The sequence below is a fragment of the Asanoa hainanensis genome, assembly GCF_900188485.1.
Taxonomy (GTDB): domain Bacteria; phylum Actinomycetota; class Actinomycetes; order Mycobacteriales; family Micromonosporaceae; genus Asanoa; species Asanoa hainanensis.
On record NZ_FZPH01000006.1, the window covers coordinates 300,692 to 316,509 of the forward strand.

13 protein-coding genes are annotated in these 15,818 nt (G+C 65.2%); 2 read left to right on the forward strand and 11 right to left on the reverse strand.

Features of this window, described 5'->3' with window-relative positions; genetic code table 11:
• Positions 1-3: 3 nt before the first annotated feature.
• The 5 genes from CHC05_RS17605 to CHC05_RS17625 all read right to left on the reverse strand — a co-directional run bounded on the left by CHC05_RS17605 (position 4) and on the right by CHC05_RS17625 (position 5,597).
• Positions 4-1,908, reverse strand: a complete 1,905-nt coding sequence (locus CHC05_RS17605; RefSeq protein ID WP_144022639.1) for a hypothetical protein — start codon at positions 1,906-1,908, stop codon at positions 4-6.
• 119 nt (positions 1,909-2,027) lie between these two features.
• Positions 2,028-2,945: a peptidase inhibitor family I36 protein gene (locus CHC05_RS17610; protein ID WP_144022640.1), complete on the reverse strand. Its 918-nt coding sequence runs from the start codon at positions 2,943-2,945 to the stop codon at positions 2,028-2,030.
• 5 nt (positions 2,946-2,950) lie between these two features.
• Complete coding sequence (locus CHC05_RS17615) at positions 2,951-3,724, reverse strand: peptidase inhibitor family I36 protein (protein WP_089250076.1); 774 nt, start codon at positions 3,722-3,724, stop codon at positions 2,951-2,953.
• A 26-nt stretch (positions 3,725-3,750) separates the two neighbouring features.
• A complete protein-coding gene (locus CHC05_RS17620; RefSeq protein WP_089250078.1) occupies positions 3,751-4,593 on the reverse strand; it encodes a peptidoglycan-binding domain-containing protein in 843 nt (280 codons plus the stop codon).
• A gap of 137 nt (positions 4,594-4,730) precedes the next feature.
• A complete protein-coding gene (locus tag CHC05_RS17625; protein WP_089250080.1) occupies positions 4,731-5,597 on the reverse strand; it encodes an NBR1-Ig-like domain-containing protein in 867 nt (288 codons plus the stop codon).
• 126 nt (positions 5,598-5,723) lie between these two features.
• On the opposite strand from CHC05_RS17625, the gene CHC05_RS17630 reads away from it, so the two are divergent.
• Positions 5,724-6,140 (forward strand): hypothetical protein, encoded by a 417-nt coding sequence (locus CHC05_RS17630; protein WP_144022641.1) that lies wholly within the window; start codon positions 5,724-5,726, stop codon positions 6,138-6,140.
• A 142-nt stretch (positions 6,141-6,282) separates the two neighbouring features.
• Here CHC05_RS17630 and CHC05_RS43285 read toward each other — a convergent pair whose 3' ends face one another.
• Together CHC05_RS43285 and CHC05_RS17640 are read right to left on the reverse strand one after the other, a co-directional pair.
• A complete protein-coding gene (locus CHC05_RS43285; RefSeq protein ID WP_089250084.1) occupies positions 6,283-7,071 on the reverse strand; it encodes a very short patch repair endonuclease in 789 nt (262 codons plus the stop codon).
• Complete coding sequence (locus CHC05_RS17640; RefSeq protein WP_089250086.1) at positions 7,068-8,342, reverse strand: DNA cytosine methyltransferase; 1,275 nt, start codon at positions 8,340-8,342, stop codon at positions 7,068-7,070. The genes CHC05_RS43285 and CHC05_RS17640 overlap by 4 nt, the downstream gene beginning before the upstream one ends.
• A 224-nt stretch (positions 8,343-8,566) precedes the next feature.
• On the opposite strand from CHC05_RS17640, the gene CHC05_RS17645 reads away from it, so the two are divergent.
• A complete protein-coding gene (locus CHC05_RS17645; RefSeq protein WP_089250088.1) occupies positions 8,567-8,983 on the forward strand; it encodes a DUF4259 domain-containing protein in 417 nt (138 codons plus the stop codon).
• Between the two features lie 28 nt (positions 8,984-9,011).
• Here the strand turns inward: CHC05_RS17645 and CHC05_RS17650 are convergent, their stop codons facing one another.
• The 4 genes from CHC05_RS17650 to CHC05_RS17665 form a co-directional block, all read right to left on the reverse strand.
• Positions 9,012-9,878 (reverse strand): GIY-YIG nuclease family protein, encoded by an 867-nt coding sequence (locus CHC05_RS17650; protein WP_144022642.1) that lies wholly within the window; start codon positions 9,876-9,878, stop codon positions 9,012-9,014.
• Positions 9,879-10,049: 171 nt separating this feature from the next.
• Positions 10,050-12,980, reverse strand: a complete 2,931-nt coding sequence (locus CHC05_RS17655; RefSeq protein WP_089250092.1) for a Z1 domain-containing protein — start codon at positions 12,978-12,980, stop codon at positions 10,050-10,052.
• The gene (locus CHC05_RS17660; RefSeq protein WP_179266241.1) at positions 12,977-13,963 is read right to left on the reverse strand and encodes a PD-(D/E)XK motif protein; all 987 of its coding nucleotides are present in this window, start codon (positions 13,961-13,963) and stop codon (positions 12,977-12,979) included. The genes CHC05_RS17655 and CHC05_RS17660 overlap by 4 nt, the downstream gene beginning before the upstream one ends.
• Positions 13,960-15,594, reverse strand: a complete 1,635-nt coding sequence (locus tag CHC05_RS17665; protein WP_245870965.1) for an ATP-binding protein — start codon at positions 15,592-15,594, stop codon at positions 13,960-13,962. The genes CHC05_RS17660 and CHC05_RS17665 overlap by 4 nt, the downstream gene beginning before the upstream one ends.
• Positions 15,595-15,818: the final 224 nt, after the last annotated feature.

Here is a 15,818-nt window from a genome sequence, read left to right on the forward strand (position 1 = left end):
CGTCTATTGCTCTCCCCAACCTGGCAGGTGGACCTCGGTGGCACGCTGGACGCTGGGCTCCTGCCCCAACGGGTACGCCGTCGAGACGATCACCTGCGCCGGTTGCCGGATCGCCGGGAAGAGCGCCTCGGCCGGGTCCGGTAGCGGTGGTAGGTCGAGCGGCTCCATCGAGAGCCGGGGCAGCGTGACGAGCGCCGGGTCGACCTCCACGGCCTGCACCACAGACCCTCGCCCGATGCCCTTCACCAACAGCAGCGCGTAGTCGGGCAGGTCCTGGAGGACCCGGGGTTCGACCGCGTACTCGTACACCCGTTGAAGTGACTCGGCATCGCTCCAGTTGGTGCCGTCCGCCTGCGCGACCGTGCGACTCCAGTTGCGGGTGGTCCCCCAGTCTTTGCTGTCTGTCCAGACGATGCCGCGATAGAACTGCGTGCGGCTGGTCGACCCGCCCTCCGACACCGCTTCGCCCTCGGTGTCGGAGACCGTGTGCGTCTCGCTGCCGCCGAGCGTACGAGTGAGTCGGCTGATCACGAACCGATGCCCTTTGCCGACGAACTCCGCCGCCTGGCTGGCCTCGCGATGGTTGCCGAGCCGCATCAGTGCGACCTCGCCGCCACCGATCGTCTGGAGCGCCTCTTCCCTGAGGTGGGCGAAGAACAACACCAGCCGGGTGCCGCGTCGTTCGCAGAGGGTGCTGAGCCGCTCGACCGCGCGGTGGTTGACCCCGTCGGCCCCGACCAACACGATCGACCCGACCTTCTCGTGCCGGACTTGGCTGGCGAGCCATCGCACCAAAAGATCTTTGAACAGCTCCTGCTGAGCACTGCCGCTGTCGGCATCGGCGACCAAGCACGTCAGGTCGGCCGGGTCGGTGCGCGGGTCGGTGCCGAGCGTCGCGAGCGGGCTGACGAAGGACTCGATCCGGCGCAGTCGCTGGTGTGACTCGGCCGGCTGCAGCTCCAGGAGACGGTCGCGTTCCGCGGTCGTGAGCGTTGACGGCCGTCCGTTGTGGACGCGCAGCGCGGCGAGGAGGCGCGCCATGCTGAGGTCGGGTGCGAGCACCTCGCAGATCTCCCGCAACAGCAGGGAGTCCTGGGATCGCTCGGCCCGGTCGGCGGTCGACGTGTCACCGTGGATCGCCTCGACGAGGCAGTCGACGAGTTCGTCGGTGGTGAGCCCCGAAACCAGGTCGATGCTGGCGAGCTCCCGCGGGAACTGGCTGACCTTGACCGAGCGCCCGGTCGTGGTCGCCAGCTGGATCAACTCACCGCACAGCGCGGCGCCGGTGAAGTCGACGAGCAGCATCGAGCCGCGGGTGGCGAGCAGCGACCCACCATAGACGGTGAGAACCGCTTCCCAGCCGTACGTCGTGCCGCCGACGATGTCGACCCGCCGGTCCCCCTCGGCCGGTGCGGCCGCACCCCACTCGACCATCTGGTCGACGGCCTCGTGCTGGGCACGGTCGTACTCCTGGCGGCGCCGCTCCCAGTCGGTGCTCGCCTGGGCGTAGTCGGCCTCGACCTTGTGCCGTGCCAGTTGGAGGGCACGGCGGGAGAGGAACAGCGGCAGGTTCGCGAGGAGTGCGACAACGCCGCCGACAGCCGTCAGGAAGAGCGCGATGATCGTCATGGCGATCCAGCCCGACGTGGTCAAGGTCCAGACCCCGACGGCGCACAGAATCACGATGGCCCCGAGCCCAGCACCGACGGCGATGGGGATGAGGGATCGCTTGCCCCGGCCCTTCTCCCAACGCTCGACGCGTTCGACCATCCGAGCGGGCACAGCCCCTAGCTGCGGAGGCGACTCGAGAAAGCGCCGGCGATAGAGACCGCGGTCGTTGAAGATCCACCCCAACCGCTCACCGGGTACGGCCAACAACGACAACGGTCCAGACGCTGGCGTAGCCATAACCCTGCCTCCCCGTACACACAGGATGGTGCCGGGCCTCAGTCAACATCGCACGTCGACTTTTGGAAAGGCCGGACCGCCCCACCCAGTGGCACCTGGGTGAGGCGGAGCCGATCCGATCAGGAAATCGCGATGCCGTCGTAGTAGTGGCGCAGGATCGTTTGGTAGCTGTTGCCCGCGTTCGCTAGGTCCCGCGAGCCGTACTGGGACATCCAGTCCCCGTCCACCCAGGCACCGCACGCCGTCGTGGTCGCGCAGTAGTGCGCCTGCAGGATGTTGCCGCTGCGGGTCATCCGGGTCGACCAGGTCGCGTCCACCGCGGCCGAGGTCGATGCCACCGCCGACGATGGCCGGTAGACCTGATCGTAGACATCGTCACGGACGTCGTAGCACGCTCCGCCGGGCGTCTTGCGGGTCGAATGCAGTGCCCAGTACCAGGCGTAGCTCTTGACCGCCATCGCGCCGGACTCCAGCGAGGCCTTCGGCCAGCTCGAAATCCACTCGTTCGGAAGGACGTTCTTGACGTACGTCTTGAAGTCCACCCGGTCCACGCGCCCGAGGCTGGCCCGGTAGACCAGGATCGTGGTCGGCAGCTTGGCGTTGGTGCCGTCGGTGCTGCAACCCGTCGGTCCGCTGACCAACTGGTGCGACGCGTTGTTGTTCTTCAGCGTCGCGTTGAGGTTGCCTTTCGCCCCGGCCGCGAAGTCCTGGGTCGCACCGGCGTAGTTGCTGTTGAAGTAGACCCGCACGGTCTTGCTGGTGCGGTTCCACACCGACGCGGCGTTGTTCTTCACGCACAGGCCCTGGCCGGCGCCCGATCCCTTGAAGTCGTAGCAGGTCGGCTGGGTCGTACCGTAGTCGTCCAACGAGTCGGTGAAGTCCGAGATCGAGCCCGCGTTGTTGCTGTTGTAGTAGTAGCAGAACTCGCCGCTGTCACAGACTCCGTCGCGGCCGGCGGCGGATGCCGGGCTCGGTGCGACCACCAGGCCGACAAGGGCCGCCACGAGCACGGCCAGCAGGCCGGGAACTCTCCTCATGCCGGTCACCAGCTGCCGGGAACGTACGCCCAGCCCAGGTAGTCAGACCGGTCGCGGAACGTGTTGGTCTGGTAAACCGTCGGGCCGGTGCTGATGGCGCTGTTACCGCCGATGGAGAGCATCACGTGCCCGGCCGACGTGGTCGACGTGAAGAACACCGCCGTGCCGGCGGGCGGAACCGTGCCGGTGTGGATGCGGCCGCTGTCGCGCTGCCAGATGTAGTGCGCGCGGGCCGTCAGGAACCGGCCGCTGGTGCCGAACGCCCGCTCGACGAACAGCTCGCACTCGTTGTTCCAGTCGGTGTGCCCGAGCCGTGCCTTGGCGAACGCGACGGCCTCGGCCGCGCGCGGGTCGGCCGGGTTGGTGGAGCCGCCGATGGCGTGCGAGGCGTTGTTGTTCTTCAGCGTCGCGTTGAGGTTGGCCTTGGCGCCGGCCGCGATCGTCTGGGTCGCCCCGGCGTAGTCGCTGTTGAAGTAGACGACCACGCTCTTGCTGGTGCGGTTCCACACCGACGCGGCGTTGTTCTTGATGCACAGGCCCTGGCCGTTGCCCGAGCCCTTGAACTCGTAGCAGGACGGCTGGGTCGTGCCGTAGTCGCCGACCGAGGTGGTGAAGTCGGAGATCGAGCCGGCGTAGTTGCTGTTGTAGTAGTAGCAGAACTCGCCGCTGTCGCAGACACCGTCGCGGGATGCCGCCGACGCGGGCGATGCGGCGGCCATGATCGAGGTGGCGACGGCGAGCGCTGTGCCGATGACGGCGAGGCTCTTGCGGATGTTCATGGTTTCCTCTCCAGGGGTGGTTGGTTTCACTGCTCGCGCTGGTACTGCTCCCAGGTCTTGATCGGGATGCGGGGTCCGTCGTCCCGGCCGTGGTTGGCCAGGCCGTTCAGGCCGAGGTAGTAGTCGCCGACCTGGTTCTGCGCCTGCGTGGACAGGTCGGTGTCGTTGATCGCCACGGCGTGGATGTGCCATGGCCAGTCGCCCTGGCTCGGGTCACGGACCCAGGCGGCGAAGCCGACCTGCCTCAGGGCTTTAGCGACGGCGGTACGTTTGGCCGCGGTCATACCGGTGACCGAGATGTCCACCACGCCGCCGCCGTCGTGCGTACCCGCTGAGGTCGGGTCTCCTCCGGGGTTGTAGGAGCCTTGGTCGAGCACCAGGGTCTGGCCGAGCAGGCGCTGGGTTTCGGTCAACATCGCCTGTGTACGCGCGTTCACGACGAACCCGTCGCGCTGGACCTTCGCGCCCGGGCCGATCGTGTTGGTGACGGTGTAGCGGTTGAGGCCGAGCTTGGTCAGCGACGTCGTGCCGGGCAACCCGTTGGCGGCCAGGCCGGTGTAGCCGAGTGAGCGCTGGTAGGCCGCGTACGCCGAGACCGTCAGGGTTCCGAAATAGCCGTCGACCCATTGCGCGTCCAGCAGGTTCTTGGCTTGGAGCGCCTGTTCGACGGCGAGCACGGAGCTCTTCGCACCCGGCGTCAGGGTGTTGTCAGGGCGGCGGGGGTCGATCTGGGCGGCCAGGACGGTGGCCTCCATGTCGACGACCGGCCGCGCGGCTGGTGTGGCGTCGGATGTCGCCGAGGCCTGAGCCGGGGCGACAACGGCCAAGCAGAGCGCCGCGAGCCCGACTGCGTACCAGGGACGGCGCATGGTCGATCCTCCTCGTGGTGAGTCGCGTGTGGAACGGACATCACCTTGCGAGGAGGCGTCGGGTGTTCGGTAGACCGCCGGGCTGTCAGAATCGCCAGGCCGGCACTGACCTGGCTGAATGCGGTGTTGTCAGCTTGTCAGGCGATGACGTTGACCATGAAGTACACGGGCCGGCGGGTGGGAAAGTATTCCTTCCCGTTGGCATCGACCATCTTCCAGCTGACCCAGCACTTCCCGGGACGGCTGGGCGCGGTCACCGGAACGCTGATCATCACCTGGTCGCCGGGCGGCGTGTCGCCGATCTGCACCCGATCCGGGGTCTGGCAGCCGTCCGCGTCGGCGGTGGGGTTGATCCGGGCCAGGTAACGGTTGTGCCAGTCGACCTTTCCGACGTTGGCGAGGGCCCACACCTTGATGAATTCGGCGTCGACCTTCACCTTCGTACCGTCGGGAATGGTGACGTCGCCGACGAACTTGCTGGAGTCGCCGGGGATCAGCGAGTCGGAGAACGGTGTGGTGGACGGCGTCGGGGATGACGTGGGCGCCGGCGCGGCGCTGGACCCGCTCGGAGACGACCACGGGTGGGTGATGCCGACAACGGCGGCCAGAACGACCGCGGCCGCGGCGGCAAGCCACCACCACCGGTGCCGCCGCGGCTCGTCCTTGTGTTCCGGCTCGATGTCCGCCGCCACCTCAGCGACCGGGTCCACATTGGCTGCCGCGACCTCGGGTTCGCGGCGTTGGGCGTCTTCCCACCGGGTACGCCACAGGGCTTCGTCGGCGTCGCAGGCCCGGACGAACTCGCGCGTGGTCTCCCAGGAAGGAAATCGGGTGCCGGCAGCGGCCTCGTGCAACGTCGTGTGGGAGATCCGCCCCGACCGCCCGGCCATCTTCCGAAACGACGGACCGCCCACATCGGAGCGCAGCGCCCGCAACTGCTCGGCAAACGCTTCGGTGGCGATCCGGTCCTGAGTCAACTCCGCGGCAGCACGCTCGTCCCTCATCCGTCCCCCATGTCAGACGTCGTCGTCAGGCGTTGTCAGGGCGTGTAAGAGGGTACCGAACGCACGCGGACAGGCATCAATGTGGTGGCCGGCGACCCAGCCACGGTGCATCGAAGGAGATCAGCGATGAAGAGTCTTTCCCGAAGGGGCGTACGCCTGTTCGCAGCGGCCGCCCTGGCGGTGCCGACGGCGCTGGCGTTCGCGGGCCCAGCACACGCGGAGGTCAACCCACGGTGCGCGGGCTCGGTCCAGATCGGAGCCACCGCATACGTGACGGTCGGCGGGATGACCGCGGCGTCGGTGAAGCAGTACAAGGGCTGCGGCAAGAACTACGCGTACACCTACGTGTGGCAGCAGTACCGCTCAACCCACGGCGCGTACCAGGTCTGCACATCGATCGTCACGGGAACGACGTTGCGGGACCTGCAGTGCTCGAGCGGGCCGGACGTCTGGTCGCTGGGCGCCAACACCCTGTCGGTGTGTACGCGAGCCCTGGGCGGCATCTCAGACGTAGCGCAAAAGGAAACCGAAGTGCGCTGCTGACCCGGTGCGAGAGGGCCTACGTCGTGGTGTGGCGCGGGCCCTCTCAGTGGCCGTGAAGACAAAGCCATCTCCGAGAATCGGAGGCACTCCGCGCCCGCCCAGCTCGGCGACTCGCGATGACTTCGCCTCCGCGCGAAGCCGCCTAGGGAGGCGATGCGCCCGATCGCGCTCGGACTACATGCGCGATCCGCTCAGCCGCATCGACTGGGTCCTCGTGCTCCCATACTCTGATGACAGACCAGCCTGCTTGGCGAAGCCGTTCGTCGGTGTCCCCGTCGCGAGCACGGTTAGCCGCGATCTTCTCCCTCCAAAACTCGCCGTTTTGAGTCGCGGGCCGGTAGTGCTCGGGGCATCCGTGCCAATAGCAACCATCGGAGAAGACCGCGATCCGCGCCTTGGGGAACACGACGTCCGCTCGGCGCCTAAGTCCGTCAACGAGTGGCGCGTCTACGCGGAAGCGAAGGCCTAGCCTGTGAATCGCGGATCTCAAGGCGAGTTCTGGCTTGGTGTCCCTGCTCCGATTGGCGCGCATGACGCTGCGCGTTGCCGGAGAACTCGCCCATGAGGCACCCGACGCCTCACGAACGATCAGTAACTCTTGCTCGAATGCCATGCGCCAGGCCGCTGCGAGGTTACGTGCCCGCGTGGCCTCACTAACCTCACCTAGGTACTTCGCCGGGGACCTTCCTTTATCTGACCAGCGAAGGTACGCCCGGATGCGTCGTGTGTTGGGCAGGACCTTCAGCTCGACCGACGCCTGCGCCGTTCTGCCGTCTGGCAGATCAACGAGACGGCGACCGTTGCCGCCCGCAGCGCGATCTTGCTCCGCGGTCCGCTCAGCTCGGGTTAAACCCGGTCGTCCTCGCCAAGCCCGGTCCGGCGGCGGCTTGTCTTTCCACCGTCCGGGCTCGGCGTCTAGCGCGGGGCTCATTTAGCTGCTTCGGCCTCATCTAGGACAGTCGCGACGGCGCTGGCGAACGCCTGACCGAGCAGTACAGGAACAGCGTTGCCGAGTTGACGCATCTTCTCACCACGCGGTCCGGCGAGTACCCAATCGTCAGGGAAGGTCATCACGCGCGCAGTCTCGCGGACAGTCATATAGCGGTGGGTTCCATCATCGAGCAGCATCACGGATTCACCTCCCGGAACGCCATGGACGCCAGCCTTGACTGTCTTAGCGGGACGATCCAGCACGTTAGGCGTATGTCCAGGGTAAATCCGAGCGTCTGGCCAGCCAATGTGGTCGGTGAACCCGCCGAGATGATATTCAGTGCGATCGAGCTTCTCGACTGGCGGCAGCGGAGGCCCGTCGACTCCCTTGATCGCATCCCGCAGCGTCCGCCAGGGTTGGCGACGCTCGTTGTCGGTCAACGTCAGGGGCTGCGCGGGGACGTCCTCCATGACTCGAGCTCGCACGTCCTTCGGGATCTCAGGATGGCGTTCCCAGTAGGCGCCACTTCTCATCGCCTCGTGTAACGCCGCCTCGGAGAACTTTGGCTCGATCAACTTCTCGAAGCGATCCCAATCCACTCCGAGATCTTGCCGGAACGCGATCATGATGACACGGTTGCGGATCTGCGGAACACCGTAGTCTGCGGCGTTGACCGGGTAGTGCCGCACGTCGTAGCGCTCATGCCGGTCAACTGTGACCGACTCCAGCATGTGCTCGAGCACCTCGTTGTGTTGTTGCCAGGTGCTCCCGTGCCCACGCTCCTCGAAGGGCAGCGAGAGTTCACGCTTTATGTAGTTGAAGTACGGCATGAACGAGGGCCTAAGCAGGCCGCGCACGTTCTCGCAGATGACGACCTTCGGCTCCATCTGCCGGATGGCCCTGAACATATGGGGGAAGCCGTTCCGGCTGTCACCGTCGCCCTTGGCGACCCCGCCGAGGCTGAAGGGCTGACACGGAGGTCCACCGGCGAGGACGTCGACTCTTCCCTTGAGGTAGTCGAAGTCGATCTGAGCGACGTCACCCTCGACCAAAGGCGCCGGCTGGCCACGCTCGGGGATCGGTGGCGTCTCGCCCGGTGCGCAGGGGTCGGCCTTGTTCGCCCGCAACGTCTCGCACGCGCGCTTGTTGAACTCGTTGAACAGCAGGGGCCGGAAACCGGCCTTCGCGACGGCCATCGCCAGACCACCACCCCCGGCGAAGAGCTCGACGCTCGTCCGGTCCTCGATGGTAGACATCGACTGTTCAACCATGGCGGAAGCGTACCGCGGACTTTATGATCTTGCAGCACCGCCACGCGACGTTCTTCGAACACTTGAGCGGTTCGAGCGCACCGCTGGGAGGCCCCAGCACGCCGCGCGGGACGCTCACCGGCCGCCCCTCGAGCCGGCGCTCACGGCTTGGCAATAGATTGGGCGTCGGACCTGGCTAGCCGCGACGTTAGGTGGTGCGGGGCCACCACTCGACAAGGAGGAGAATGGCCACCTGGAACGTGGGGCCGTTCGACAACGACGAGGCCGTCGAGTGGTGCGACAACCTCCGTCGTCTCGCCCCGAACGAGCGGTCCGAGTTCGTCGAGCGGACTCTGGCGGATGCCGTTCGTCGTCCAACCGAGCTGTCGGACCGAGGCGCTTCAGAGGTCGTCGCCGCCGCCGCGACGGTTCTGCAACTCCTAACCGGCATCGCCGATCCAACTACCCCGTACGCGCCTGTGTTTCTCGCGTGCACCGGAGACATCACACCGACACCGCACTTGAGAGAGCTCGCCAGGGCCGCGTTGCGAGTCGTGATGGCCGACCAATCCGCGTTTCGCGCGCGCTGGGCGGACGATGTCGAGGAGGACTCGGCGTTGGAGACGCTGGACCGGATCCATCGTGCTCTCGCGGGCGACTAGGTCAGCGGTGCTCGAATCCGAGCGGTCGCTAGTTGTCCTCGTCCTCGTCACTCGATTCCTCCGCTATTTCCGTTGCCGGAGCGAACAAGCGGGGTCCCGAGGTCTCGACAACGCCAGTGCCTGAGCGCCTCCACCAGCATTGAGCGCTCTTGTAGCTGGTGTTCTCGTAGTAGACGATCAGATAACCGGGGAGAGCGGTCGCCTGCCAACCTTCCGGTAGCGCAGCCACGACGAGTTGAAGCGCCGCCCGCACGGTCATGGGATGCGACGGAACGTCCGTGATCGTCTTGTAGTCCTCACGCGCTCGAACGCTGTCCTTCTCGAAGCGAAGGTTGTAAGGCAGCGCCTTCTTGAGTTCGGCCAGTACCTCGCCGGTCGGCCTGCGGCCCGGCGACAGCCAGTCGATCGTCAGGTCGAGACTGACCGGGTAAAGCGCGTCGAAGTGGTTCGCCTCGACCTCGCTGCCGTCGCGCCTTCGCCCCGGGTCGTTGTTGCCGAACCCGTTGTTGTTCCAGGGAAGCTTCCGCGCTTGGTCGTCGCCGGCACGCTCGTACTTTCCCTCGTACTTACCGAGCAGCATCTTCTCCGGAGCCGACGCCTCCAGGTCTTCGTCGAGGTAGAGGCAGACGAACGAGACGGCACCGGCGATCGGCCGACCAGACAGCTTTCGGTGGTGTTTGCGGAGCCTCGCGGGCAGCGACTTGCTCGCCTTCCCCACGTACACCGGAGCACCGTCCACATGGAGCTGGTATACGCCCGGACCCTTGGGAAGCCGGTCGAGCGCGTCGGCCGTCAACGGGGAGGGGGTTAGCGTTCGCAAGGCTGCCGCCAACTGGTCTGCCAAGGCCCTGGTGATCGACAGCTTGAACTCGGCGTGGTGATTCGCGGTGGGCACGCCAGGGAGCGTAACCGCGATAGTCGACCATGTGACGCTCGACCACCTTGCGGAGTTGGATGCCTGATCTGGAGGACCGGCAGACGAGAGGGCCTCGGCTTCTCGAAGCTTCGGCCTCTCTTGGTCGCCGGCCCGCCCGCCGAACGGACGCTTGTTGGCTCGGTTATCGACTCAAGATTTGTCGACGATAGCGACGTTGCGTTGGGATACGACTCTGGTCGTGAACAGCACCAGACGCTTGTCCCGGCCTACAGCGGTCCGCGGCGCGACGAGATGAAACGCTAAGGTCACATCAGAGGGCTTCAGCTCGCCCCCCATGGTTCCCGGTACCGAATCCTGTATCGAGTCGCTCTCAATCCTATCGACGACGGGATAGATCAAGATCGTCCCTGAGCGCTCTCCGACCAGCCGGGCGGCTTCCTCACCGATCTCCGCGTGTCCGCGCTTGATCAGCTCGATGGGTCGTCGATGGGCGAGCTCACTGATCGCACTGTAGTAGTCGGTCTTCAACCTTCGCCGCACGAACACGCTGATGGGCTCGTGACCCAGGATGCGACGTAGGGTACCCGTACCTTTTTGCTGAGGAAGTACGACGACCCACCCATCGATTTGCTCTCCGGTCAACGAAAGAAGCCATCGCAGATCTGGTGTGAGAGCGTCTGTGGGCACCAAATCCAGCGAACGGATCGCTTTGAGAAGCGTCTCGTGAGTGACCCGCCCGATCCAAGCGTGATAGTCCCAAGAGCAAGAGGTGGCAGATTCCTCTTCGTTCGGGATCGCCCCGTGCAGTCGAACGTATGCATTAGCCGCGTCTAGCAGCGGCTTAAAGCTATTGGTATTCGCTTGTTTGGACGTCGCGCTTGCCGGCCAACCGCGGGGTTCGACCGCCATTCCGGGTGAGCGACGCTCCGCCAGTTCAGCGTTGTACATCTTATTCGTTGCAGTCGGCTTGAGCCAGCTCAGATGCTGTGCCACCAAAGGAGGTATTTGCGCAGGCGTGATCTGCTTCTCGCCGTCGACCGGGTCGGAGTACTGCTTGAGTTCGGCTCGGAAGTGCTCCTCGTCGCGGCAGCTCGCTTCGAAGGCGGCGTGCAGGGCTGGATCGATGTAGAGCCGCACTAGGTCCCTGTAGTGTGGGCGAAACCCAAACCATCGACCCATCTGCATCAGAGTGTCTTGCTGCTTAGTCATTCGACGGTAGTACGAGACGGTCAACCCTTCGACGGTGAAGCCGCGGGCCAGGCTGTTGCCACCGACGAGGATGCGCCATACCGCTCGGCCGTCGAAGTCGATCTCTTCATTCTCAAGACTCTTGTCACTGTTGACGACGATCACAGGGTCGCCACTCCGGCCGATTCGCCGAACGGCTTCGGCGATGTGGTCCCTAAGCTCCTCGAAATTGGCGGGCATGAGATCCTTCGGCGCGATGGCGTGGGCGACCGGCGCGAGATCCTCCTCGAAGAGTTTACGAAGGCGATCGAGGCAGTCTGCGGAGTAGTAGCCGCCTCTCCGCCACGCGGCGCGCACATCCTCAGCCTTCTCCGAGTGCACCGCGCGTTGCATCGCGTGGTGCACAAGCATGGTGTGGTGCCGAAACTTGCCGTTACCGTGCGTCTCGCGGTAAAGCTTGATCGCTCCGGTCAGGACGAACGCGTCAATGGCCTCCTCGAGCCGTGACTCGTCGTCCTGGTCATCACTCAGCTTCCGCACGTGCGCCTTGACGTTCGACGTTCCGAAGCTGAGCGGCCGATCACTGAAGTCGGCGTCGAGGTCCTGGAAGTCAGCGGCGCCCATGTAGCCAATCGGGCGACTCAACGAGATGAGGAAGTCGCTTGGGAAGATGTCCTCCGCGTCGGTGGGGTCGATGAAGACGTTGGCGAACGGCGTCGCGGTATATCCCACGTACTGGCATCGGTGAAGCAGGGCCATGAGCTCACCTATGCGTTTGTTGATGGTGGTGCGTTCCTTCTGGTCCTGCACCCACTTCTTCGGGTTGCTCGTATTAGGTGAAGCTTGATCCGACTCGTCGTCAACGATGAGGGCCGGGATGTCGGCGAGCCGAGTCGTGATCTTGCCGAGGTCCTTGACAAGCTTCGCGAGAACGGGCCCGTTCTTCTTGACAACGACCAGCCGAGCATTGCTGCCTGCCAGGTTGGCGGGGTCGTACATCGGCTTGGTGCGATCGGGCCGCTCGAAGTCCAGCGCGCTGATGCCTTGTTGCAGACTTCGGTAATCGAAGTCGCGAGTGGTCAAGCGGACGATGTCAGGCCGTCCGGCGTCCGACGGGCGGATGCAGTGCTGGACGAACTTCCCGTCAAGCCAGTCGCGATCCGAGTGGTAGTCGAACGCTTCGGTGTCAACCTCGCTGATGCCCCGCAGAAGGTTCTCCCTGCCAACCAATTCCATGTCTAGGCGCCGCTGAGTCTGGGCGCGCAGCAGGTCAGTGCTGCCGGTCAGCACGATGATTAGCCGGTATCCGGCGTCGATCGCCTTGGCGATCACACCGGTGAAGTTCGCGGTCTTACCGCTCTGCACGTAGCCGACCACGAGGCCCTTGGACTGGTAGCGCTCCTGTGCGGCTGGATCCGCGAGTCGCTCGATCACTTTGGTGGTCGAGGCGTCGAGGCCGGCGACAGCCGGGCCGCTGAAGCCTCGGTTATTCAGCAGGTGGTCGCTGTAGTGCTCCCAGTAGAAGTTCTTGTCTTGGCGCAGCCGCTCGGTGTACCAGGGCGCCCAATCGCCGTCGATGACGACGTCATCGGTGGAGACGATAGGGAACCGATCGAGGAGGACTTGGGCAGTCTTGTCGTTAACGCCGAGCAACTGGATGACATGCGCTCGCCGCTCCGTGGTGTTGGGCTCGGTGTCGCCGATCCACGCACCGTCCTCGGCGGCGTCCCACGTGGCCAAGCGGACCGCGAAGTGCCGCCGAAGTGGATCGTCGGGACCAGCCGCCAGCAGATACGCGCGGAGGTTGTCGTCGTCGACGCTGATGGAGAGATCCTCGGTCATCGCGGCGGCGATGGCGTGGATACGGCGCGGCCCCTGCAACGACATGGCGTTCAGCGCGTCGCGATAGCTGAGGGCGAGTGCTTCGTTCATAGGGTCACCTCGGTGGCCATGATGTCGGAGAGCAGAGCGGGGACGACATCTCCTGGGCGCTGCGCGCTCAGGTCGATACGGTAGCTGACAGCGACGAGACGACTGCGGTCGTAATCCAGCTGGGTGAGCTGCGCTGATGTGAGACGCGGGAAGCCGCCGGTCACTCGGAACGCCTTGGAGGGCGAGCGTCGGCGCCACCGGGTTATGCACATCTCCGCGAACGGTTGGGACCATCCGGCCGCCGAGAGCCGATCATTGAGGGCGGTCAACGCGCTCGTCCCGGCGAAGGCTTGCCGCGCCGCGTCGACGAGGTCGGGCAGACGCCAGCCGTCGTGGGGTCCAGCCTCGGTCAGCTGATGCGAGACCACCCACAGAGACGTGCCCTCATTGGCGTCAAGCTGCGTGAGGGAGTCGATCCAGTGCGCGCGGCGTTCCGTCGCGGTCGTTTTGACCTCGACGTCCATGCCGGCGACGGAGAAGTCGTGCTCCTCCGAGTGCGGTCCTCGCCAGCCGGCGATCGCCTCGTCGGGGCCGAGGTGGCGGCAGGCGCCGAGTAGTACGAGGAGCTCTCCGCAGAGGCCGAGTTCCCGGTGTCTGGACAGCGTACGTCCACGTTGCAGCAGCGACCGCAAACTCTTGACAGTCTCCGCGATCGCCGCCGCGAAGTCGTGGCCGCCTAGCTGGACGCGGTCGGCGATGGCGCACAACAGCGGATAAGCGTCGAGGAACAGCTCGGCGTCAGTGATGACGAGTTGGAGCTGGTTCGGTCCACGCGCCCACTTGCTGACACTGATGTTCTCCGTGTTGATGCTCGGGACGGCTACGCCGTCTTGAAGGGGACCACGCAAGGTCAGAGCCGGCACGTGTGGATCGATGATCAGAAGGAGCGGCGGTTCGCCATCGATGGGGTGCGCGATGGAGACACCGCTGGACAGGTAGTCGCGGAACCCAGCGAGGCTGAGATGACGTTTTGGGGTGATCACTGCCGTGTGCTCCGCGCGAGCTGGGACCGCACGGCGGCAGTCAGGACTTCCTGCCACAACGCTATGTTGTCTTTGTCCTTGGCGCCGAGGTACTCGCCACGGAACACATCCTCTATCAGCAGATAAAGGAGCGCTTTGACCAGCGGCGCGTCGTTGAGCCCACCACGGGCCTCCCCGATGATCGACTGTCGGTAGCGGTCGTTAAGCCAGATCGTCCGGCTCTCACGATCGACGACGAAGAAGTCGAGACCATCGCCACGCCGCCAACGGATGTCGACCGGTTCCTCCCCGTCGACGAACGGGATTTCGTCACCGATGGCTCGCTTGAGGGACGGCTCAAATCCCTTTCCCGGCGGAAGCATCTTGCGGCGGTCCCGGCTACGCTCTCGCGAGCGTTTATACGTGCTTTCCGCGTCTCGCAGGTAGTCGCCGATCGTGGAACCGTCAGCGCTCCGGGCCGCTTCGATCAGATGGGCGAAGTCTGGGCCCACGGTGATCCGAGACTTCTCGGGATTCATGGAGAACAGGCCCGCGATGTCGTCGGTGATGTCGATCGCGATACGGGCCAGCTGCAACCGAGGGTCAGCCACGGTCAAGCCATCCCATCCGCCCGCGTGGAGGAGCCGGTCGGCACGATAGAAGTAGAGGCCCTGGCGCTCGATCGCTCCGCCGGGAAGCTTGAACGCCGCCAGCTTCGAGCGCCCGGGCCAGATGTGGCACGCGAGGTTGAGCGACATACCGTCGCGCTTGGCCGTGAGAATTTTCGGGTAGCCAGGGTTTCCGGGATGGTGGTAACCAAATGGGTTCAGTGGTTCGGCTTCGAAGCGCGCGCCAATCGCACCGCGGTCGACGTCTTCGACGTCTACGAAGACACGAAGGGCGCCCTTGGCGAGAAAACGATGCAGCACGAGTCCAAGGTGGTTCAGAATCTTCGTGATCGTGGCGGTAAGGAAGCTTTGAACACGGTCACGGTCGTCGGTAGCAGTGAAGCCTGTGACGTCGTCCCACCGGATGACGGTGCGCCCGCCCGCGCCGGACGACTTGAATCCCCAGTCCCGATCCACTTCTTCCATGACGAACTCCGGCGCCACGATGTCACATCGGAAGTCAGCGGCGCTGTCGAGGTGCCACCGACGGCCGCTCGCGACGCCATCGGGGGTGCGGGTCAGCACAGTCAGGCTTCGGGCTTGGCTGAACGAGGCCGCCTTCATGCCAAGGCCAAATTTACCCAAACTTCCACGGTGGTAGTCCCGCCGACCGCCGACCGTCATTGCGGAGTCGATCTCGGCCGGAGCGATCCCGTGGCCGTTGTCAGCCAGGTACAGCGAGCGTAGCTTTCCCTGCCGCTGGACAAATCTGACCACAACCTCCGTCGCGGACGCGTCGATGGCGTTGTCGATAAGGTCAGCCAGCGCTGTCTCCAGGCTGTGGTTACGGCCGATGCCATCGAGCGCGTGCGCGTCTGGCGGCAGATGAACCGAACCTTCGGTGGGTACGTCTTCCCGCCACTGTGACAACCCGATCTCCTCCAGTTCGTTGCGACTAGCGCTACATCGGTGCGACGGTCGCGCCAGCAATCGACCATCACGGTCGTCTCTGGTTCGCGACGAGATGGCGTTCAGGTGCGTCACACTGTTTGGGTAGGCAGCCGAGCCGTCAGGATATTCCTCTGACTTCTCAAGGTGTACAGGTGCCGTTGACGGATGGCCGTCCGACTCATAAGTCCGACCACCCATACCATCGCCCTGCGCCGCGCCCGGGCCGTGTCGTCCTCGGTCAACGGGTCGGAAGAGGCCTGAAATCCCCCGACCCACCAGCGCCGTTCACTAGGGACTCCCCCGCACCCAACGTGTGC